The 19,473-nt window shown below is 58.2% G+C and carries 20 protein-coding genes; 13 read left to right on the top strand and 7 right to left on the bottom strand.

From position 1 onward, the window contains the following. Nucleotides 1-98: 98 nt before the first annotated feature. Together gluQRS and dksA are read right to left on the bottom strand one after the other, a co-directional pair. Complete coding sequence (gene gluQRS / locus ACP7E4_RS24335; RefSeq protein WP_426118024.1) at nt 99-986, bottom strand: tRNA glutamyl-Q(34) synthetase GluQRS; 888 nt, start codon at nt 984-986, stop codon at nt 99-101. A 197-nt stretch (nt 987-1,183) separates the two neighbouring features. After that, on the bottom strand, nt 1,184-1,627 hold the full coding sequence (gene dksA / locus ACP7E4_RS24330; protein ID WP_331151023.1) for an RNA polymerase-binding protein DksA: 444 nt from the start codon (nt 1,625-1,627) through the stop codon (nt 1,184-1,186). 391 nt (nt 1,628-2,018) lie between these two features. Here dksA and ACP7E4_RS24325 point away from each other — a divergent pair, with 391 nt between their 5' ends. Both ACP7E4_RS24325 and sfsA read left to right on the top strand, forming a co-directional pair. Beyond that, a complete protein-coding gene (locus tag ACP7E4_RS24325; RefSeq protein ID WP_426118023.1) occupies nt 2,019-3,191 on the top strand; it encodes a pyridoxal phosphate-dependent aminotransferase in 1,173 nt (390 codons plus the stop codon). Then, nucleotides 3,191-3,949: a DNA/RNA nuclease SfsA gene (sfsA, locus tag ACP7E4_RS24320; protein ID WP_426118022.1), complete on the top strand. Its 759-nt coding sequence runs from the start codon at nt 3,191-3,193 to the stop codon at nt 3,947-3,949. Before ACP7E4_RS24325 ends, sfsA begins: the two co-directional genes overlap by 1 nt. On the opposite strand, the gene ACP7E4_RS24315 is transcribed toward sfsA, so the two are convergent. Beyond that, nucleotides 3,910-4,239 carry a Rieske (2Fe-2S) protein gene (locus tag ACP7E4_RS24315; protein ID WP_426118072.1) on the bottom strand — a complete coding sequence of 110 codons (330 nt, stop codon included), beginning with the start codon at nt 4,237-4,239 and terminating at the stop codon, nt 3,910-3,912. The two genes, sfsA and ACP7E4_RS24315, sit on opposite strands and share 40 nt — an antisense overlap. A gap of 112 nt (nt 4,240-4,351) precedes the next feature. Between ACP7E4_RS24315 and ACP7E4_RS24310 the strand changes: the two genes are divergently transcribed. Beyond that, nucleotides 4,352-5,257 (top strand): ChaN family lipoprotein, encoded by a 906-nt coding sequence (locus ACP7E4_RS24310; protein ID WP_426118021.1) that lies wholly within the window; start codon nt 4,352-4,354, stop codon nt 5,255-5,257. Nucleotides 5,258-5,396: 139 nt separating this feature from the next. Further along, nucleotides 5,397-6,185 (top strand): deoxyribose-phosphate aldolase, encoded by a 789-nt coding sequence (gene deoC, locus ACP7E4_RS24305; RefSeq protein WP_426118020.1) that lies wholly within the window; start codon nt 5,397-5,399, stop codon nt 6,183-6,185. Between the two features lie 196 nt (nt 6,186-6,381). On the opposite strand, the gene ACP7E4_RS24300 is transcribed toward deoC, so the two are convergent. From ACP7E4_RS24300 to ACP7E4_RS24290, 3 genes are all read right to left on the bottom strand, one after another. Further along, nucleotides 6,382-6,654, bottom strand: coding sequence for a TfoX/Sxy family protein (locus ACP7E4_RS24300; RefSeq protein ID WP_020293226.1), 273 nt, complete (start codon nt 6,652-6,654; stop codon nt 6,382-6,384). Nucleotides 6,655-6,860: 206 nt separating this feature from the next. Beyond that, nucleotides 6,861-7,208, bottom strand: coding sequence for a pentapeptide repeat-containing protein (locus tag ACP7E4_RS24295; protein ID WP_020293227.1), 348 nt, complete (start codon nt 7,206-7,208; stop codon nt 6,861-6,863). A 100-nt stretch (nt 7,209-7,308) separates the two neighbouring features. Continuing rightward, entirely contained in the window at nt 7,309-8,847 is a 1,539-nt protein-coding gene (locus tag ACP7E4_RS24290; RefSeq protein ID WP_426118019.1) for a bifunctional aminoglycoside phosphotransferase/ATP-binding protein, read from the bottom strand. Between the two features lie 129 nt (nt 8,848-8,976). Here ACP7E4_RS24290 and mrcB point away from each other — a divergent pair, with 129 nt between their 5' ends. The 3 genes from mrcB to ACP7E4_RS24275 are packed head-to-tail and all read left to right on the top strand — an operon-like array spanning nt 8,977 to nt 12,396. Further along, nucleotides 8,977-11,298: a penicillin-binding protein 1B gene (mrcB, locus tag ACP7E4_RS24285; RefSeq protein WP_331151031.1), complete on the top strand. Its 2,322-nt coding sequence runs from the start codon at nt 8,977-8,979 to the stop codon at nt 11,296-11,298. 16 nt (nt 11,299-11,314) lie between these two features. Further along, entirely contained in the window at nt 11,315-12,067 is a 753-nt protein-coding gene (locus tag ACP7E4_RS24280) for a tetratricopeptide repeat protein (protein WP_426118018.1), read from the top strand. Next, nucleotides 12,067-12,396, top strand: a complete 330-nt coding sequence (locus ACP7E4_RS24275; RefSeq protein WP_426118071.1) for a YqcC family protein — start codon at nt 12,067-12,069, stop codon at nt 12,394-12,396. Before ACP7E4_RS24280 ends, ACP7E4_RS24275 begins: the two co-directional genes overlap by 1 nt. Nucleotides 12,397-12,425: 29 nt before the next feature. On the opposite strand, the gene ACP7E4_RS24270 is transcribed toward ACP7E4_RS24275, so the two are convergent. Continuing rightward, nucleotides 12,426-12,854, bottom strand: coding sequence for a DUF4124 domain-containing protein (locus ACP7E4_RS24270; protein ID WP_426118017.1), 429 nt, complete (start codon nt 12,852-12,854; stop codon nt 12,426-12,428). A 403-nt stretch (nt 12,855-13,257) separates the two neighbouring features. On the opposite strand from ACP7E4_RS24270, the gene ACP7E4_RS24265 reads away from it, so the two are divergent. The 6 genes from ACP7E4_RS24265 (at nt 13,258) to msrQ (ending at nt 19,254) form a co-directional block, all read left to right on the top strand. Beyond that, entirely contained in the window at nt 13,258-14,982 is a 1,725-nt protein-coding gene (locus ACP7E4_RS24265; protein ID WP_426118016.1) for an acetolactate synthase 3 large subunit, read from the top strand. Nucleotides 14,983-14,984: 2 nt separating this feature from the next. Then, nucleotides 14,985-15,476 (top strand): acetolactate synthase small subunit, encoded by a 492-nt coding sequence (gene ilvN, locus ACP7E4_RS24260; protein WP_020293234.1) that lies wholly within the window; start codon nt 14,985-14,987, stop codon nt 15,474-15,476. 48 nt (nt 15,477-15,524) lie between these two features. After that, nucleotides 15,525-16,541, top strand: a complete 1,017-nt coding sequence (gene ilvC / locus ACP7E4_RS24255) for a ketol-acid reductoisomerase (protein WP_331149392.1) — start codon at nt 15,525-15,527, stop codon at nt 16,539-16,541. Between the two features lie 156 nt (nt 16,542-16,697). After that, complete coding sequence (pssA, locus tag ACP7E4_RS24250; RefSeq protein WP_426118015.1) at nt 16,698-17,555, top strand: CDP-diacylglycerol--serine O-phosphatidyltransferase; 858 nt, start codon at nt 16,698-16,700, stop codon at nt 17,553-17,555. Between the two features lie 65 nt (nt 17,556-17,620). Beyond that, nucleotides 17,621-18,634: a protein-methionine-sulfoxide reductase catalytic subunit MsrP gene (gene msrP, locus ACP7E4_RS24245; RefSeq protein WP_426118013.1), complete on the top strand. Its 1,014-nt coding sequence runs from the start codon at nt 17,621-17,623 to the stop codon at nt 18,632-18,634. Then, nucleotides 18,634-19,254, top strand: a complete 621-nt coding sequence (msrQ, locus tag ACP7E4_RS24240) for a protein-methionine-sulfoxide reductase heme-binding subunit MsrQ (protein WP_426118012.1) — start codon at nt 18,634-18,636, stop codon at nt 19,252-19,254. Before msrP ends, msrQ begins: the two co-directional genes overlap by 1 nt. Nucleotides 19,255-19,473 lie beyond the last annotated feature (219 nt).

Here is a 19,473-nt window from a genome sequence, read left to right as displayed (position 1 = left end):
ACTGCTGGGGATGAGGAGCGGCATGGTAACGGATGGCGCGCAACCTGCAAGAGGCGTTTCATCACCCGTCTATACAAGTTGAATGCGACCGCTCTAGCTCAGTCTATCCGGGCTTCTTCAAGGTTGCGAACCTGGGGGATCAACGCAACGTTCCAGTGCCCGATTGCCCACTTGAGAACCTCTTGCGGCGTGCCGTAGCCCAGCTGCGTATCGACCGGCTGTCCCAGTGCGCGCAACGCCCGCAACAATAAAGGCGTCGCTTGGTCCGTCGCCAATGGTGGCGAGCGATAGGACTTGCCCAGTTTGTTGCCGTCTGGCTGCGTGATCAGCGGCACATGCAGGTAGCGAGGAGTCGGAACACCCAGCAACTCCTGAAGGTATAGCTGGCGTGGGGTGGAATCCAGCAAGTCGGCGCCGCGCACCACGTGCGTGATGCCTTGCCATGCGTCGTCTATGACCACGGCGAGTTGGTAGGCGAACAAACCGTCGCGACGCTTGATCACGAAATCCCCGACTTCGCGGCCCAGGTGCTGATGAAAATTGCCCTGAACCCGATCCTCGAATTGATACTGCAGTTCCGGCACGCGAATCCGGATGGCGGCATTTTCCCAGTCGTGACCGGCGTCCCGGCAAATACCCGGATAGACCCCGGCGAACGGCTCCAGCTGTTTGCGCGAGCAGGTACAGGCATACGCCAGCCCTTGGCTGAGCCAGCGATTGACGATCTGCGCGTAGGCGTCATGGCGCTGGCTTTGACTGACCAGCCCGCCATCCCATTCAAAACCGTAGCGTTCGAGGGTATCGAGAATCGCCGCTTGCGCGCCCGGGACTTCCCTCGGCGGGTCGAGATCTTCCATGCGCATCAGCCACAGCCCACCGACCGAGCGGGCGTCGAGGTACGAGGCCAGCGCTGCGACCAGCGAGCCGAAGTGCAGATAACCGCTGGGCGTCGGCGCAAAGCGCCCGATATAGGAGGGGGATTTCATGGGCGGGATATTACTGGAGATTGGGGCGGGCTTCGATATTTGGCTTGTTGGAGCGAGGTTTGCCCGCGATCCAATCGCCTCGGTCTTTCAGACAATTCGCGTAATCGTTCTTCGCGGGCAAGCCTCGCTCCAACAATTATCTACTCCAGAAACAACCAAGGACGCCGAAGCGTCCTTGGTTCAAGGGTGCGGGTCGCTTACTTGCCGACCTGCTTTTCCTTGATTTCCGCCAGCGTTTTGCAGTCGATGCAAAGGTCAGCGGTTGGGCGGGCTTCGAGGCGACGGATGCCGATCTCTACGCCGCACGATTCACACCAGCCATATTCTTCGTCTTCGATCAGTTGCAGCGTCTTGTCGATCTTCTTGATCAACTTGCGCTCGCGATCACGGGCGCGCAATTCCAGGCTGAATTCTTCTTCCTGGCTGGCGCGATCCGCCGGATCTGGAAAGTTGGCAGCTTCATCTTTCATGTGATGCATGGTCCGATCGACCTCTTGCATCAACTGCAACTTCCAACTGCCAAGAATCTTGGTGAAGTGAGCGCGCATCTTTTCGCTCATGTACTCCTCGCCCTTACTGATTTCGTAGGGTTTGAAGTCACCAGCTATCTGGTTGTTCTGCTGCTTTTCTTGGGTGGGCATGAATGGACCGCCTCTCACTCTTTAATCCATTGCGCAGGATTTAGACATCGCCGACACCTGCCGGCCCTGCGGCTGCAAGCGGGCGAACTTACCAGATCAAATCGGAGCGCGCTACTCCCGGTTGTCGAGCACGAGCGCACGAGAGCACAGTTGATCATAGCTCCGGCCACGGCATGGGGTGAGAAAAAACCTTGGCAGACTTGATTCCCGCAGTCCGTGTTACATCCATTTGGATATTTATCCCTCCAATCATTGGTCGAACGGGTAAAGTCCGGCGCTGCGCCGTCCTCGCCTTTTTAAATCACAGGCATTCGTGAGGTTGGGTAGAATCGTTCGCGCAAGGTATCCAGTCTGTTTATCCAGCTCTAAGTTTTTTCATTAAGGAAGGCCAATGGCTCAGCCCTACAGTGCGCGCAGTCGCGCCATCGAACCCTTTCATGTCATGGCGTTGCTGGCGCGGGCCAATGAACTGCAGGCGGCGGGGCGCGATGTCATCCACCTGGAAATCGGTGAGCCGGACTTCACCACCGCAGCACCGATCATTGCTGCCGGGCAGGCCGCGCTGGCTGCCGGCAAAACCCGTTATACCGCCGCGCGTGGCCTGCCGGAGTTGCGCGAAGCCATTGCCGGATTCTATGCCCGGCGTTATGGCGTGAGCATCGACCCCGACCGAATTCTGGTGACGCCCGGCGGGTCCGGTGCGTTGCTGCTCGCCAGCAGCTTGTTGGTCGATCCCGGCAAGCATTGGTTGCTGGCCGATCCTGGTTATCCGTGTAATCGCCATTTTCTGCGACTGGTCGAAGGCGCGGCGCAACTGGTGCCAGTCGGTCCCGACGTGCGTTATCAACTGACGCCCGGTCTGGTGGCTAAACATTGGGATCAAGACAGCGTGGGCGCATTGGTTGCTTCACCCGCCAATCCTACCGGCACGCTGCTGCATCGCGACGAACTGGCGGCATTGTCGGCAGCGCTCAAGGCGCGAAACGGTCATCTGGTGGTGGACGAGATTTACCACGGCCTGACTTACGGCACGGACGCGGCCAGCGTGCTGGAGGTCGACGACGAGGCGTTCGTCCTTAATAGTTTTTCGAAATATTTCGGCATGACTGGCTGGCGTCTTGGCTGGCTGGTCGCACCGTCCGATGCGGTCGCGGATCTGGAGAAACTCGCGCAGAACCTCTACATCAGCGCGCCGAGCATGGCGCAATACGCCGCGCTGGCCTGTTTCGAGCCGCAAACCCTGGAAATTCTTGAACAGCGCCGCGCCGAGTTCGGCCTGCGCCGGGACTTCCTGCTGCCAGCCCTGCGTGAACTGGGCTTCAAGATCCAGGTAGAACCAGAGGGCGCGTTTTACCTTTACGCCGATATCAGCGCGTTCGGCGGCGATGCGTTTGCGTTTTGCCGACACTTTCTGGAAACCGAGTACGTGGCGATCACCCCGGGGCTGGACTTCGGCCGCTTTCAGGCGGGTCACCACGTGCGCTTTGCCTACACCCAGAGCCTGCCGCGTCTGCAACAAGCCGTTGAGCGAATCGCTCGCGGGTTGCGGAGCTGGCAAGGCTGATGCGCTTTTCTCCTGAGCTTGAACAAGGTCTGCTGGTGGTGCGTTACAAGCGTTTCCTGGCCGATATCGAAACCGCCAGCGGTGAGCTGCTGACCATTCATTGCCCCAACACCGGCTCGATGTTCAATTGCATGATGCCGGGCGGACGGGTCTGGTTCAGTCGTTCCAGCGACCCTAAACGCAAGTTGCCCGGCACTTGGGAAATCAGCGAAACCCCGCAAGGGCGGCTGGCCTGCATCAATACCGGGCGCGCCAATCATCTGGTGGAAGAAGCCTTGCGCGCTGGCGTCATCAGCGAGCTCAACGGGTTTATCGGCCTCAAGCGTGAAGTGGCGTACGGGCAGGAAAAGAGCCGGGTGGATTTTCGTCTGGATTACCCCGGTGGTCCGGCGTTTGTCGAGGTCAAGAGCGTGACATTGGGCTTTGACGGCTCGCCGGTCGCGGCATTTCCCGATGCGGTCACTCTGCGCGGTGCCCGGCACTTGCGGGAGTTGGCGAGCCTGGCGCGCGACGGTGTGCGAGCGGTGTTGCTGTATTGCGTCAACCTGACCGGTGTCGAAGCAGTAAGGCCCGCCGCAGAGATCGACCCCGGTTATGCAGCCGCGTTGCGCGAGGCGATGGCAGCGGGGGTCGAAGTGCTGGCCTATGGCATCCAGCTGACATCCGAGGAGATATTCATCGACCGGCCCTTGCAGCTTCGCTGGGAACTCGAACCCGTTCAGGCATTGTCGCTGGAGGTGATCCAGATCCCGTCGTGATCCTCATGACAGGCGATGGCTGACAGCGACTGCCCTTCGCAAGGTCCGGCTACGCATTCGCCGCTTTCGATCAGGAACAGCGCGCCGTGAGTCGCACACTGAATCAGGCTGGCGCTGGGATCCAGAAACTGGTTTGCATGCCATTCAAGTGCGACGCCGCGATGCGGACAGCGGTTCTGGTAGACGTATATCTGTCCGTCGCGACGTATCACTACCAGATTACGGCCATCAAGTTCCAGGCCACGGCTTTGGCCTTCCGGTATATCGCTACCGGCGCAGAGCAATTTCAGAGGGTTCTCCTTGGTGAGCGGCGGAATAATCTTTACCGTTTATGTCTGGGTGGAGTGTGGCAGTTCTCGTGGCGTTGCGGCCATGATCTTCATCGATTGAGAGGTTGTAAGGATGCGCTGTCTGCTTGCAATACTGGCATTGCTGCTGCTGAGTGCTTGCCAAGGGCCACCTTCGTTGCCGAATATACCCCTTTCGCAGAGCCCGCTTGGGCGTGAGGATTTGGATTCAGGCATGATTCATGACATCAAGAGCGGGCAAGAGCTGACGCCGCAGCAGCTTGCCGAACGGCTCGCCCTGGCACCACGTGTCCTGGTTGGGGAGCTGCATGACAATCCCGATCACCACGCATTACAGCTTTGGCTTTTACAGGTCCTGGCCGATCGTCGCCAGCAGGGCAGCCTGCTGCTGGAAATGATCAATCCCGATCAGCAGGCATCGGTCGATTCAGTTCGCGCCGACATCGCCCAGGGCGAATTTCCGCCTGACCTTTCCGCCGCATTAAAGTGGCAGAAAGGCTGGGACTGGGCGCTGTATGGGCCCATCGTCAGGTACGCATTGGCGCAGCCCTATCCGCTACTTTCCGCCAATCTGGACAGCGCTGAAGTCATGTCGATTTACCAGCAGGCGCCGACAGTGGAAGGCCCGTTGTCGGCTTCCCCTGGTGTGCGGGAAAAGTTGCTGGAACAGGTCCGAGCGTCCCATTGCGGTCTGTTGCCCGAAGAGCAGTTACCCGCGATGGTCGCCATTCAGCAGATGCGTGACCGGCGGATGGCCGAGCGACTTATGGCTGCGCCCGCTCCGGCGCTGTTGTTTGCCGGGAGCTGGCACGTGCGCAAAGACGTCGGCGTGCCACTGCATATGGCGGACATCGGCGCGCAAGAGCCGCCAGTCGTGCTGATCCTGAGTCAGATCGGCACTGACGTGGATCCCGCCAGTGCGGATTACGTCTGGTCTACCGCAGCCACTCCGGCCCAGGATTACTGCGCCGGAATGCGCAAGCCCGGGTCAGGAAACTGAGTGGCGCAGACGAGGATTCCTCTTCGGAAGTTTCTGTTTTTTGCGTAGTCCCGTTCCTTGAAGGTCTGCCGCCCGGTTTGCGAGGTCGAGGCTCATATATTGTCTTGCTCCTGAACTTGCAAAAGGATCGAGGCGAGACATGAGCACAGATATAAAAGCTGACGATGAGCAGTTGGCACGGCGGGCAATAGGCCTGCTTGATCTAATGGCGCTCAATGCAGACGATACCGACCAGCGCATTATCGGCATGTGCCAGCGAGCACTGACCCCATTGGGGCCCGTCGCCAGCGTTTGCGTCTATCCCAAGTTTGTCCTGCTGGCCCGCACAGCGCTTGATCGGCTGCGCACGCCGGACATCCGCGTGGTGGCTGCGGTCAATTTCCCGTATGGCGCCGCGAATATCGAGTCTGCCGCGTCCGAAACCCGGGCGGCGGTAATGGCCGGGGCGGATGAAGTCGATGTGGTGTATCCGTTTCGCACGCTGCTCTCTGGCGATCAACAGATTGGAATGGACCTGGTGGCCGCATGTCGGGATGCCTGTGGCCCGCGCACGCGATTGACGGTGACGCTGGAAACCGGTGATTTGCGTGATCCGCAGACAATTCTGGATGCCAGCCGGGGTGCGATTCTGTCGGGTGCTGATTTCATCAAGACCAGTACGGGCAAGGTGGTCGTCAGCGCTACACCCCAGGCCGCCCGAATCATGCTGGAAAGCATTGCTGAAGTGGGAGGGCAGGTCGGTATCAAGTTTGCGGGCGGCATCCGTACGTTTCAGGACGCCAAGAAGTATCTGGACATGACTCAGGCGCGCTTCGGTCCTCACTGGCTCACCGCCGAGCGAGTACGTATCGGCGCGTCCAGTTTGCTGGACGATCTGCTCGTCCAGCTGGGCGTTCTCGCGCCAGGCCCGCACGGCAACTGCTATTGATAGCGACTTTTTCGCAGGCAAAAAAAGACCCGGCAAAGAGCCGGGTCAAAAACCGTGATTAGCCTGATGAGGAGATAATCTGAAACACCGAACCAAGGTCTTTCAGGTATCGGCCAGTCTCGCGACCAGTTGTGATAATCATAGCGATTCTCATTTGCATGTCAACGGTTTATTTTTTCATTCCTCGCAAGGGCTTTCAAAGCTTCGTCTGCCGTGACGTGCCGTTTAATTGGTGATTCAGATCGGCTTTACGATCAATCGGCAGATCAATCCAGTGAATATCCATGAGTGCTGCCTCGATTGCGTACAACAACACTTTGGTTGCCCGGAAACCGCGCTTGCGTACAGCCTGATACGCCCCGACAGACCCCATTCGCCGTAAATCCGATGGGCTGTGGATACCGACAGCGTGCAACCATTGAGATGAAGTTTTACCGAGGTTTTTGAGGTGTTGCAGTTCATCGTTCATCATGCCTCCATGCGATGCTGAGCTCCGACGTTAAATAAACGCAGGCGAACCACAATCATTGTAGTCCGCGACCTGCAGGCGTGAAGGACAGGGCGGCTTGCATTGCAATAAGCAGGAAGGTGACGGGTAGCAGAACGTGCGTGTAGCCAGGCATGCCGACATGCGTTGCGCATGTCGGCAGTTCGAACAGAGCTAGTTCAACCGAGCTACCTCGCCGTGCGATAGCGCATGCGAGTGCCGAAGTTGACTGACATCAGAATCTCGTCTGCCGATAGCTCGGCGGGAAAGAATGCACCTGAGATTTGCGCGTGGGCGATGCTGGCGCCTTCCATGGGCGTATTGCGCAAATCAAGTCCGCGCAAATCAGCCGAACGGAAATACGCATCGGTAAAGTCGATGCGCTCGGTATCCAGTGCGCGCAGGTCAAGGCCGCGAAAATCACCCCCAGCCAGATCCACGGTGCCGGACCTGGGTTTTTGCAGGTTGAACCCGGCCACATCGTCCTTGCGCAAAAGCGCGTACAGGAAGGAATCCAGAATTTTCGGCTGAGTCATAGCGCCTCTCGTGTTTCCGTTACGTTGGAATTGTGGCGCCAGTATATCGCCACTATTTTCGAGCCGTGAAGCGCTAAATGCCAAACGGCGCGAACATGTTTCAGAGGCCCGGAAGACGTTGACGAATGTTCTCGATCAGGCCATCCAGATCCGAACTTTGATTGGTTTGCACATGCTTGCTGTGCAGCACTTCCTCGGCGCTCAACGGCTCGCGACTGGCCTGTTGGGCCTCGATCACTTCCAGCGTTGCGTCGGACGGATCGACATTTGCCGCTTGACGCTGAGCCAGCCAGCCAGCAATCACCGCTTGCGGGGCTTCGCAATCGAGAATCAAGAACGGAACGCCCGTGGCTTCGGCCACTTTGGCGGCGGCTGCGCGCTGGTCCTGCTTGAGATAAGTCGCGTCGACCACCACCGGGAAGCCCGCGCGCAAAATCACGCCAGCCAACTCATGCAGGCTTTTATAGGTGGCGATGCTCGCGTCAGCGCCGTAAAGCTCGGCGTCTTTGGCGGCGAACAGGCGTTTGCGCTCGACATCGGAACGCAGGCGGATCGCACCCAGGGATTCCACCAAACGCATGGCCACATGACTTTTGCCCACAGCCGACACGCCATGAGTGATCGCCAGGAAGCGCGAAGGAATCGCACTGTAGCTCTCGGCCAGATTGGCATAGTTGCGGTACTGGCGAAGGGTGGCTCCGCGCTGTACCGGATCGGCGTCGGCAGGCAGGCTGAACAGTGCAACCTTGGCGCGAACCAGTGCACGGTAGGCTTTGTAGAAATTCAGCAGTTCCAGGCCTTGATAGTCACCGGTCAGCTCCAGGTATTGGCTGATGAGGCGGCGCGACAGGGATTTCAGGCCGCGGTCTTCCAGGTCCATGGCCAGAAAGCCGATGTCGGCGTAGACATCGGTCATGCGGAACGGCTCGTTGAACTCGATGCAGTCGAAGATCACGACCTTGTTGTCGATCAGCGTGATGTTGCCCAGGTGGATATCACCGTGGCATTCGCGAATAAAGCCTTCGGTCTTGCGCTGCCCCAGCAACGTTTTGAGGCGATTGAAGCTCGATTCTGCCCAGGCTTGTAGGGCATCGAGTTGCAGCAGGTCGGCCTTTTCGCTGATTAGCGGGCGAATCTGCTCAAAGTTTTGCAGGACCGGTGCCATGACGCTGTCAGGCGAACCCAGTTCGTTGTCGGCCGGGACCACCGGAGCGCTGATATGAAACTGAGCGATCTGCCGGGCCATTTCGTCGATATGTACAGTGGTCAGCTCGCCGTTGGCTTGCAAGGTGCTGAGCAGACCGCCTTGCGGGAACTGGCGCATCTTCAGCGCGTATTCGATGACTTCGCCTTCGCCGCCCAGTTGCGGAGCGTCGGCCGTGCCGGTGATCGGCAGGACTTCCAGGTACAGATCTTCGGTCAGGCGCTGGTTCAGACGCAGCTCTTCATTGCAGAAGTGCTGACGAGCCGCCAGGGTCGTGAAATCAAGAAAGCCGAAGTTCACCGGTTTCTTGAATTTATAGACGTAGGGACCGGTCAGCAGGACCCACGAAATGTGCGTTTCGATGAGTTGGAAGCCCTCGACCGGATGCGGAAAAAGGGCGGGGTTTTGCAGGGCTGCAATGAGTGACTGGCTCACGGACGATCCTTCAGAAGTGATAATTCGGTAAATGGCTCAAGGCGGCCATTATGGCCGCTTGGCGCAAGCCTGCAAACCGCCGTCAAGGCCGCCTTTCGAACGCTTGCAAAGTGCGTATAATCCGCCGCCATGACTCGTACTCGCTCTTCCCGCACCCCAAAAAAACCCGCCCCCAGCCGCCTGCGCACCTGGTTAGGCTGGGCTTTGAAGCTCAGCCTCGTCGGTCTCGTCGTGCTGGCCGGCTTTGCCATCTATCTCGACGCCATCGTCCAGGAGAAGTTTTCCGGCAAGCGCTGGACCATTCCGGCCAAGGTCTACGCCCGGCCGCTGGAGTTGTTCGTCGGGCAAAAGCTCACCAAGGACGACTTCCTCATAGAGCTTGATGCGCTGGGCTATCGTCGCGAAAGCGTGGCCAACGGCCCCGGCGCGGCAGCGGTGAACGGCAATACGGTTGACCTCAATACCCGCGGCTTCCAGTTTTACGAAGGTGCCGACCCGGCGCAGCAGGTTCGCGTGCGCTTCTCGGGTGACTATGTTGCCGACCTGAGTTCCGGCAATGGCGCGAAGCTCGCGGTGGCCCGCCTTGAGCCGCTGATGATCGGCGGCCTGTATCCGAAGAACCTTGAAGACCGGATCCTGATCAAGCTGGATCAGGCACCGCCGTATCTGCTCGATACACTGGTGACCGTCGAAGACCGTGACTTCTATCACCACTTCGGCGTCTCGCCCAAGTCCATCGCCCGCGCGTTCTGGGTCAACGCCTCCGCCGGGCAGATGCGCCAGGGTGGCAGTACGCTGACGCAGCAGTTGGTCAAAAACTTCTACCTGACCAGTGAGCGCAGCATCACGCGCAAACTGACTGAAGCGATGATGGCGGTCTTGCTGGAGATCCATTACAGCAAGCAGGAAATCCTCGAGGCGTACCTCAACGAGGTGTTCGTCGGTCAGGATGGCCAGCGCGCCGTGCATGGTTTTGGTCTGGCCAGCCAGTATTTCTTCAGCCAGCCGCTGTCCGAACTCAAGTTGCATCAGGTGGCGCTGCTGGTTGGTCTGGTCAAAGGCCCGTCCTATTACAATCCGCGACGCAATCCGGAGCGGGCGCTTGAACGGCGCAATCTGGTCCTGGATTTGCTTGAACAGCAGGGCGTGGCAACCGCCGAAGTGGTCGCCGCCGCGAAGAAAATGCCCTTGGGGGTTACCCGAACCGGCAGCCTGGCTGACAGCTCGTTCCCGGTTTTCCTGGATCTGGTCAAACGCCAGTTGCGCGAAGACTATCGCGACGAAGACTTGACCGAAGAAGGTCTGCGGATCTTCACCAGCTTCGATCCGATCCTGCAAATGAAGTCCGAAGCGGCCATGACCGAGACGTTCAAGAAGCTGAGCGGACGCAAGGGTGTGGACGAGATGGAAGCGGCGATGGTCGTGACCAATCCGGAAACCGGCGAAGTCCAGGCCTTGATCGGCAGCCGCCAGCCGGGCTATGCCGGGTTCAATCGGGCCATCGATGCCGTGCGGCAGATCGGATCATTGGTCAAGCCGGTCATTTACCTGACGGCGCTTGAGCAGCCGAGCAAATACACCTTGACCAGTTGGGTGGCCGACGAGCCGTTCCAGGTCAAGGGCGCGGACGGCCAGATCTGGAAGCCGCAGAATTACGATCACAAGGCCCACGGCAATATCTTTCTGTACCAAGGGCTCGCGCATTCCTACAACCTGTCCAGCGCCAAGATCGGCCTGGAACTGGGCGTACCAAATGTCTTCAAGACCCTTGGCAAGCTGGGTGTGCAGGCTGACTGGCCCACCTATCCTTCGATGTTGCTGGGTGCTGGTTCGTTGAGTCCGATGCAGGTCGCGACGATGTACCAGACCATCGCCAATGGTGGTTTCAATACGCCCATGCGCTCGATTCGCAGCGTGCTGACTGCTGAAGGCGAGCCGCTCAAGCGCTACCCGTTCCAGATTCAGCAGCGCTTTGATCCGGGCTCCATCTATCTGCTGCAGAACGCCATGCAGCGCGTGATGCGCGAGGGTACGGGCAAGTCCGTTTATAACGTATTGCCAAGCTCGCTGAACCTGGCGGGCAAGTCCGGTACGACCAACGATTCACGCGACAGTTGGTTCGCGGGTTTCAGCCAGGATTTGCTGGCGGTGGTCTGGATGGGGCGCGATGACAACGGCAAGACGCCTTTCACCGGTGCGACCGGGCCGTTGCAGGTCTGGACCAGTTTCATGCGCAAGGCCGATCCGTTACCACTGGACATGCCGTTGCCGGATAACGTGATTCAGGCGTGGGTCAATGCTGCGACCGGACAGGGCACCGATGCAAGCTGCCCGAATGCCGTCCAGATGCCGTATATTCGCGGCAGCGAACCCGCACCCGGCCCGGCCTGTGGCGGGAATACGGCCCCCGCCGATTCAGTGATGGATTGGGTCAAGGGTTGGTTGAACTAAGCAAAGAGGACGTCAAGTGAACAAGTGGTTGATACCAGCGTTAACAGCCCTGGCTTTGCTCAATGGTTGTGCCAGTGTGGAGCGTGGTTCGATTCCGGTAGTCGATTCCAGCTCGAAAGTTTCCAACGGCGAACGCGTTGCTGCGTCACGTAACGGTGCTTACCGGCCAAATGCGGGGCAAGCTCCGGCACAGGCCCAGGCCGTTCCGCAGGATTCCGGTGTGGTCGTCATGATCCCCGGGGGCGGGACTGGCAGTGGCTCTGGTGGCACTTTTGCCGCGCCTGCCGAGCAGGCACCGTTCAGCACCAGCGCGCCGATCGATACCTCCGCCAATCAGGCGCCGATCAATACCGCGCCGATCAGCAACACCCCATACAGCGCGCCTGCTGCGTCGGCGCCAAGCGGTATTCCTTCGTCCGGCGGCGGCCTGTCGGCGGATGAACAGCTGGACGGCCCGGTGCTGGCGTTGCTGACTACCGCGCAGCAACAGCAGAACGGCGGCGACCTCAATGGTGCATCGTCGAGCCTGGAGCGCGCGCAACGTGTCGCGCCTCGTGAACCGCAAGTCATCTATCGTCTGGCGCAAGTGCGCCTGGCTCAGGGCGATGCGGCCCAGGCCGAACAGCTTGCGCAGCGTGGCCTGACCTACGCCAATGGTCGTCCGAGCCTGCAAGCCAGTCTCTGGGACATCATTGCCCAGGCCCGTGAAAAACAGGGTGATGCGGCCGGTGCTGCTCAGGCCCGCCAGAAAGCCAAGGTCGGCGCATGATGGACAAACGCTTTCCTGAGGTAGCGGAACATTTGCTGCTGATCGAGCGTGAACTGAGGGTGCTGGGCTGGTGGAGCGATTCGCCACCCAGTGAGCAGGCGCTGTCCAGTGTCGAGCCGTTTAGTGTCGACACCCTGGAATTCGAGCAGTGGTTGCAGTGGATTTTCCTGCCGCGCATGAAGATCATTCTTGAGCAGAACCTGCCACTGCCCAATGCGTCCGGGATTCTCGAAATGGCCGAGATGGCCTACGCCTCTCGCGCCCAGGAAACCCGTTATCTGCAACAGCTTCTGGCTCATTTTGATCGATTGATCACCGAGTTCACGTAAGCGCCAAGCTGTGCCTGGTCAAAAAGTGCTCAGCCGCAAAAGTCCTCGATGGCCTTTTGCGTTTCGCTGATGCGATCCTGGCGCTCATCTTCCGACAGACGCTTGGTCTCACCCTCGACCTGCTCACGCACGCGAGGGTTGTTCTGCAGTTGCGCGAGGTTGGTGCGTAGCTTCGTGCAGTTTTCCTTGCGCTGGGCCTCTTCGGTCGCAATCTGTTTCTTGACCTGCTTGTCGATGGCCCGCTGTTGCGCTGGTCCGTCAACATCGACCGGTGCCGTCGCCGGGGCCGATGCCGGTGGTGGTTGTGCGGTATGGATTTCCTGTGCCGCCTGTCCCGCCGGAGGTTGGGCATCGAAGTGAGTGACGCCTTGGGCATCGACCCATTTGAAGATCTGCGCGGCGTGGCTGGTATTGCCGAATGCCAGTGCGAGGAGGGCGGAGAAAATCACGCGACGCATGCTGCTTCCTTGAAGGGTTGTTCACTGCGCAACCTACCATAAGCACCCTTGCGCGGTCCCATTTGGTGGTTTTTCATGCGGTTAGTGCGAAGAAACCTTACGGATTACTTGACTTGAGAGGGTCGAATCACAACAATCCAAAGTTCGCTGTGGAGGGACTGCCAGAAGCAGGCCATCTCGGTAGATCATGAGGCGCACACCCGCGCCGACCTGTTACACCCGCAACGCGTTACCTCGCGCTGGGTGGGAAAGCCCCGCAACACTCTGGGGTCATCCCAATACTTGCTCAGTCAGTGCTGACGTAGTCGGCGACCACCGTCGCTCATGCTCTGCTTGGCAGTAAAACCTATTAAGACCCGTCCTCGTTTGTGGGCGGTATTCTGGCGTTTTAGAGGTGAACAACGTGGAGCTTTTATCCGGCGGCGAAATGATCGTCCGCTTTTTGCGTGACGAAGGCGTTAAGCATATCTACGGGTACCCTGGCGGCGCCCTCCTGCATGTCTACGATGCCCTGTTCAAAGAACCTGCCGTGAGCCATATCCTTGTTCGTCACGAACAAGCGGCCACGCACATGGCTGACGGCTACGCGCGCGCTACCGGCAAGGCTGGCGTCGTGCTGGTTACCTCGGGTCCTGGCGCAACCAACGCAATCACCGGTATCGCGACGGCCTACATGGACTCGATCCCGATGGTGATTCTGTCTGGTCAGGTCGCCAGTACGCTGGTGGGCACCGATGCGTTCCAGGAAACCGACATGATCGGTATCTCCCGTCCGATCGTGAAACACAGCTTCATGATCAAGCACGCCTCGGAAATCCCGGAAGTCCTGAAGAAGGCTTTCTACCTGGCGCAATCCGGTCGTCCAGGTCCGGTTGTGGTCGATATCCCGAAAGATATGACCAACCCGGCGGAAAAATTCGAATACGTGTTCCCCAAGAAAGCCAAGCTGCGCTCCTACAGCCCGGCGGTTCGTGGCCATTCCGGCCAGATCCGCAAAGCCGTGGAAATGCTGCTTGCGGCCAAGCGTCCGATCATCTATGCCGGTGGCGGTGTGATTCTGGGTAATGGCTCCGAGCCACTTACCGAGCTGGCGCAGGCGCTGAATGCTCCGGTGACCAATACCTTGATGGGCCTGGGCGGCTATCCGGGCATGGATCGCCAGTTCCTCGGCATGCTCGGGATGCACGGCAGCTACACCGCCAACCTGGCGATGCACCATGCTGACGTGATCCTGGCAGTGGGCGCGCGTTTCGACGATCGCGTAATCAATGGCGCGTCGAAGTTCTGCCCGAACGCCAAGATCATCCACATCGACATCGACCCTGCATCGATCTCCAAAACCATCAAGGCTGACGTGCCTATTGTCGGTCCGGTTGAGAGCGTGTTGACCGAAATGGTTGCCACCTTGAAGGATATCGGCGAGACCCCGGACAAGACTCTGGTCGCCAATTGGTGGAAGCAGATCGAAGAATGGCGCGGCGATCGCGACATGTTCCCGTACAACCCGGGCGACGGCAGCGTCATCAAGCCGCAGAAAGTCATCGAGACGCTGTGCGAAGTCACCAAGGGCGATGCTTACATCACGTCCGACGTGGGCCAGCATCAGATGTTCGCTGCGCAGTATTACCGCTTCAACAAGCCTAATCGCTGGATCAACTCCGGCGGCCTGGGCACCATGGGCTTTGGTTTTCCTGCAGCCATGGGCGTCAAGTTGAGCTTCCCGGATGCGGACGTTGCCTGCGTGACGGGTGAAGGCAGTATCCAGATGAACATCCAGGAGCTGTCGACCTGCCTGCAGTACGACCTGCCGGTGAAAATCATCCTGCTCAACAACGGCGTACTCGGCATGGTTCGCCAGTGGCAGGACATGAGCTACAGCGGTCGTCACTCGCACTCTTACATGGAGTCGCTGCCTGACTTCGTGAAGCTGGTCGAGGCCTATGGCCACGTCGGCATGCGCATCACCGACCTCAAAGACTTGAAGCCGATGATGGAAGAAGCCTTTGCCATGAAGGATCGATTGGTGTTCATCGATATCAAGGTCGATGTCACCGAGCACGTCTACCCGATGCAGATCAAAGACGGCTCCATGCGCGATATGTGGCTGAGCAAGACGGAGCGGACTTAATCATGCGGCACATCATTTCCCTTTTGCTGGAAAACGAACCGGGTGCTTTGTCTCGCGTCGTGGGCCTGTTTTCACAGCGTAACTACAACATCGAAAGCCTGACCGTGGCTCCAACCGAAGACCCGACACTGTCGCGCCTGACGTTGACCACCGTGGGCCAGGATGAGGTGATCGAGCAGATCACCAAAAACCTCAACAAGCTGGTCGAAGTGGTCAAGCTGGTGGATCTGTCGGAAAGCGCCCACATCGAGCGCGAACTGATGCTGATCAAGGTCAAGGCCACCGGTGCCCAGCGCGCCGAGATCAAACGCACCACGGATATCTTTCGTGGGCAAATCGTTGACGTTTCAGCCAGTGTCTATACCGTGCAACTGACCGGTACAAGCGACAAGCTGGACAGCTTCATTCAGGCCATCGGCACTGCCGCGATCCTGGAAACAGTACGTAGCGGCGTTACGGGCATTGCCCGCGGCGACAAAGTGCTGAGCATCTAACTCAATTAAGCAAATGGCCTGAACGGCCGGGATAACAAGGGAAATTTCATGAAAGTTTATTACGACAAAGACTGCGACCTTTCGATCATCCAGGGCAAAAAAGTTGCCATCATCGGTTACGGTTCCCAAGGCCACGCCCAGGCGTGCAACCTGAAAGACTCCGGCGTTGATGTCACTGTTGGTCTGCGCAAAGGTTCGCCTACCGTCGCCAAGGCTGAAGCTCACGGCTTGAAAGTGACTGACGTTGCTTCCGCTGTGGCTGCTGCCGATCTGGTCATGATCCTGACTCCAGACGAATTCCAGTCCGCGCTGTACAAAAACGAAGTCGAGCCGAACCTGAAGCAGGGCGCAACACTGGCCTTCTCCCACGGTTTCGCGATTCACTACAACCAGGTCGTGCCGCGTGCTGACCTGGACGTGATCATGATCGCCCCTAAAGCGCCTGGCCACACCGTGCGTACCGAGTTCGTCAAAGGCGGCGGTATTCCTGACCTGATCGCGATCTACCAGGATGCTTCGGGCAACGCCAAAAACGTTGCGCTGTCCTACGCTTCGGGCGTTGGTGGCGGTCGTACCGGCATCATCGAAACCACCTTCAAGGACGAAACCGAAACCGACCTGTTCGGCGAGCAAGCCGTTCTGTGTGGCGGTACCGTTGAGTTGGTCAAGGCAGGCTTCGAGACTCTGGTTGAAGCTGGCTACGCTCCAGAAATGGCGTACTTCGAATGCCTGCACGAATTGAAGCTGATCGTTGACCTCATGTACGAAGGCGGTATCGCCAACATGAACTACTCGATCTCCAACAATGCCGAATACGGCGAATACGTGACCGGTCCTGAAGTCATCAACGCTGAATCCCGTCAAGCCATGCGCAACGCTCTCAAGCGCATTCAGGATGGTGAGTACGCGAAGATGTTCATCACCGAAGGCGCTACTGGCTACCCTTCGATGACTGCCAAGCGTCGTAACAACGCTGCGCACGGCATCGAAATCATCGGCGAACAACTGCGCTCGATGATGCCTTGGATCGCAGCCAACAAGATCGTCGACAAAGACAAGAACTAAGTCTTTCGACTTCGTTCAGCAGTACGGAAACGCGGCCAATTGGCCGCGTTTTTTCGTATGGGCCTGACGCTTCTGGTATAAAGCTGCATCGTTTGCCGACGAACCCTCGTCGCAGACATCTGTCGAAACTTTCCACACCGTTGCAAGGTAAAGTCCATGAGCGAACGTCCTGAAGAGCCAAGCAAGGCCTCTGACGCCGAAAGCCTGCTACCGATCGATGAGCATATTGAAGAAGGGCATGACGCTGAAGGGCGCAAAGTCCGGCATCGCGGTATCTATCTGCTGCCAAACCTGTTTACTACGGCGAATCTGTTTGCCGGCTTCTATTCCATCATCAGTTCGATGAGCGCCCAGAGCGCCTTGAGTGCCGGGGATGCCGCCGGGGCGAGCAAGTATTTTGCCTTTGCTGCAATCGCCATTTTCGTCGCCATGGTTCTGGATGGCCTGGATGGTCGAGTGGCGCGCATGACCAACACTCAGAGCGCCTTCGGTGCCGAATACGATTCCTTGTCCGACATGGTTGCCTTCGGCGTAGCGCCGGCGTTGCTGGCATTTGGCTGGGCGCTGGGCGATATGGGCAAAGTGGGGTGGATGGTTGCCTTCATTTACGTCGCAGGCGCGGCGCTGCGTCTGGCGCGCTTTAACACTCAGGTGGGCAAAGCCGACAAACGTTATTTCATCGGTTTGGCGAGTCCTGCGGCGGCGGGCGTGGTTGCCGGCACCGTATGGGCGTTCAGCGACTATGGCATCCAGGGCTCGAAGCTGTCGTTCCTGGTGGCATTGTTGGTAGCTGCTGCCGGGATGCTGATGGTCAGCAACATCAAGTACAACAGCTTCAAGGAACTTGACCTCAAGGGACGCGTTCCCTTCGTTGCGATTCTTGCGGTCGTTTTGGTGTTTGCTGTCGTCTTCAGCGACCCTCCGCGCATCTTGCTGCTAATTTTCCTCGCTTATGCAGCATCCGGACCTGTGCAATATTTGTTACGACTGCGTCGGCACAGATCCGTCGAGTGATTTGATTTTCCCCCATACTTCACAGTCTGTTGGTGCATAAGTTCCCCATAGACTGTGGAGTCATCATGCTTATAAAGCTTCCCCCGTCGTCCGACTGCAAAGAGTCGGACGTCACTCCCGAATCTCTCTATTTCTCCCGTCGTGCGCTGTTGGGCAGCTCGATTGCAGGCCTGGCCATCGGTGCCGTGCCGCGCTGGGCCAGTGCTGCTGATCCTTCCCGCTATGCCGATGTCGAACCGGGCAAGGCGCCGTCGTGGTTTGCGGAAAAACTTCCGTCGACGAAATGGCAAGCGGTCAACGTCAAGGATGAAACGATCACGCCTTTCAAGGACGCGACCCACTACAACAACTTCTATGAATTTGGCACCGACAAAGGTGATCCGGCGCAAAACGCCGGTTCACTGAAGACCGAGCCGTGGAGCGTGGTCATCGACGGTGAAGTCGCCAAGCCGGGTCGCTACGCGCTCGAAGACTTCATGAAGCCGTATCAGTTGGAAGAACGCATCTACCGGCTGCGTTGCGTCGAGGCCTGGTCAATGGTCATCCCCTGGATAGGTTTTCCTATTTCGGCATTGCTCAAGCAGGTCGAGCCGACAGCCAACGCAAAGTACATCCGCTTCGAGACATTGCAGGATCCGAAAACCATGCCGGGTCAGCGCTCTGGTTTTGCCTTGATCGATTGGCCTTATGTAGAGGGCTTGCGGCTGGACGAGGCAATGAATCCGTTGGCCATTCTTGCGGTAGGCATGTACGGGCGCGAATTGCCTAATCAGAACGGCGCGCCGCTGCGCTTGGTGGTGCCGTGGAAGTATGGCTTCAAGAGTGTGAAGTCCATCGTGCGTATCAGCCTTGTCAGTGAGCAGCCAAAGACCACTTGGCAGAGTATTGCTGCGAGTGAGTACGGCTTCTATGCCAACGTGAACCCGACCGTCGATCATCCGCGCTGGACGCAGGCGCATGAACGCCGGCTGCCGAGCGGGCTGTTCAGTCCTAATATCAGGCAGACAGAAATGTTCAACGGTTACGGGGAGGAGGTTGCCTCCTTATATGCAGGCCTCGATTTACGGAAAAATTACTGATGCGTTACCCGTTCTGGCGCATTGGCGTCTTTTTGGCTGCTTGCGTTGCACCGATCCTTTGGCTCTATCAGGCATGGATTTTCGCTTTGGGGCCTGATCCCGGAAAGGTCCTGGTGGACCGCCTGGGATTGGGCACCTTGATCCTGCTGTTGGTCACCCTGGCAATGACGCCGTTGCAGCGCATGACTGGTTGGCCGGGCTGGATTTCTGTTCGTCGGCAATTGGGGCTTTGGTGCTTTGCCTATGTCGTCATGCATATGAGTGCGTATGCCGTATTCATCCTTGGCCTGGACTGGGCGCAACTGGGTACGGAGTTGGTCAAGCGGCCCTACATTATTGTCGGGAGCCTGGCGTTCCTGTGTTTGCTGGCATTGACGGTGACTTCCAATCGCTACAGTCAGCGGCGGTTGGGGGCACGATGGAAGAAGCTTCATCGGCTTATATACGTCATTTTAGGGCTGGGGCTGTTGCATATGCTTTGGATTGTCAGGGCGGATCTCAAGGAGTGGGCGCTTTACGCTGTCATTGGCGTTGTCCTTCTTCTTATGCGAGTCCCAATGATTGCTCGGCGAATCCAGCGTGTTAGAACGAAAAAGAATGCTGTTGTAACAAAAGCCTGAATTAACGGTTGACGGCCTCTCTAATCTGTCTATAATTCGCACCTCTTCCGGAGCAGATGAAACGGAAAACTCCTTGGTAATCAAGTAGTTAGCCGGGTTTATTGGCGAGGAAGAGGTTTCGATGAGTTGATCGGAAGCGGTGAAAAAAGGTGGTTGACAGCAGGTTGTAACGCTGTAGAATTCGCCTCCCGCTCACGAGCAACGTGAAGTTGATCGAAG

It is taken from the genome of Pseudomonas sp. DSP3-2-3 (assembly GCF_049898225.1).
Lineage (GTDB): Bacteria > Pseudomonadota > Gammaproteobacteria > Pseudomonadales > Pseudomonadaceae > Aquipseudomonas.
The sequence above is the reverse complement of the archived record's forward strand: the minus strand, read 5'-3'. Positions and strand labels throughout refer to the sequence as shown.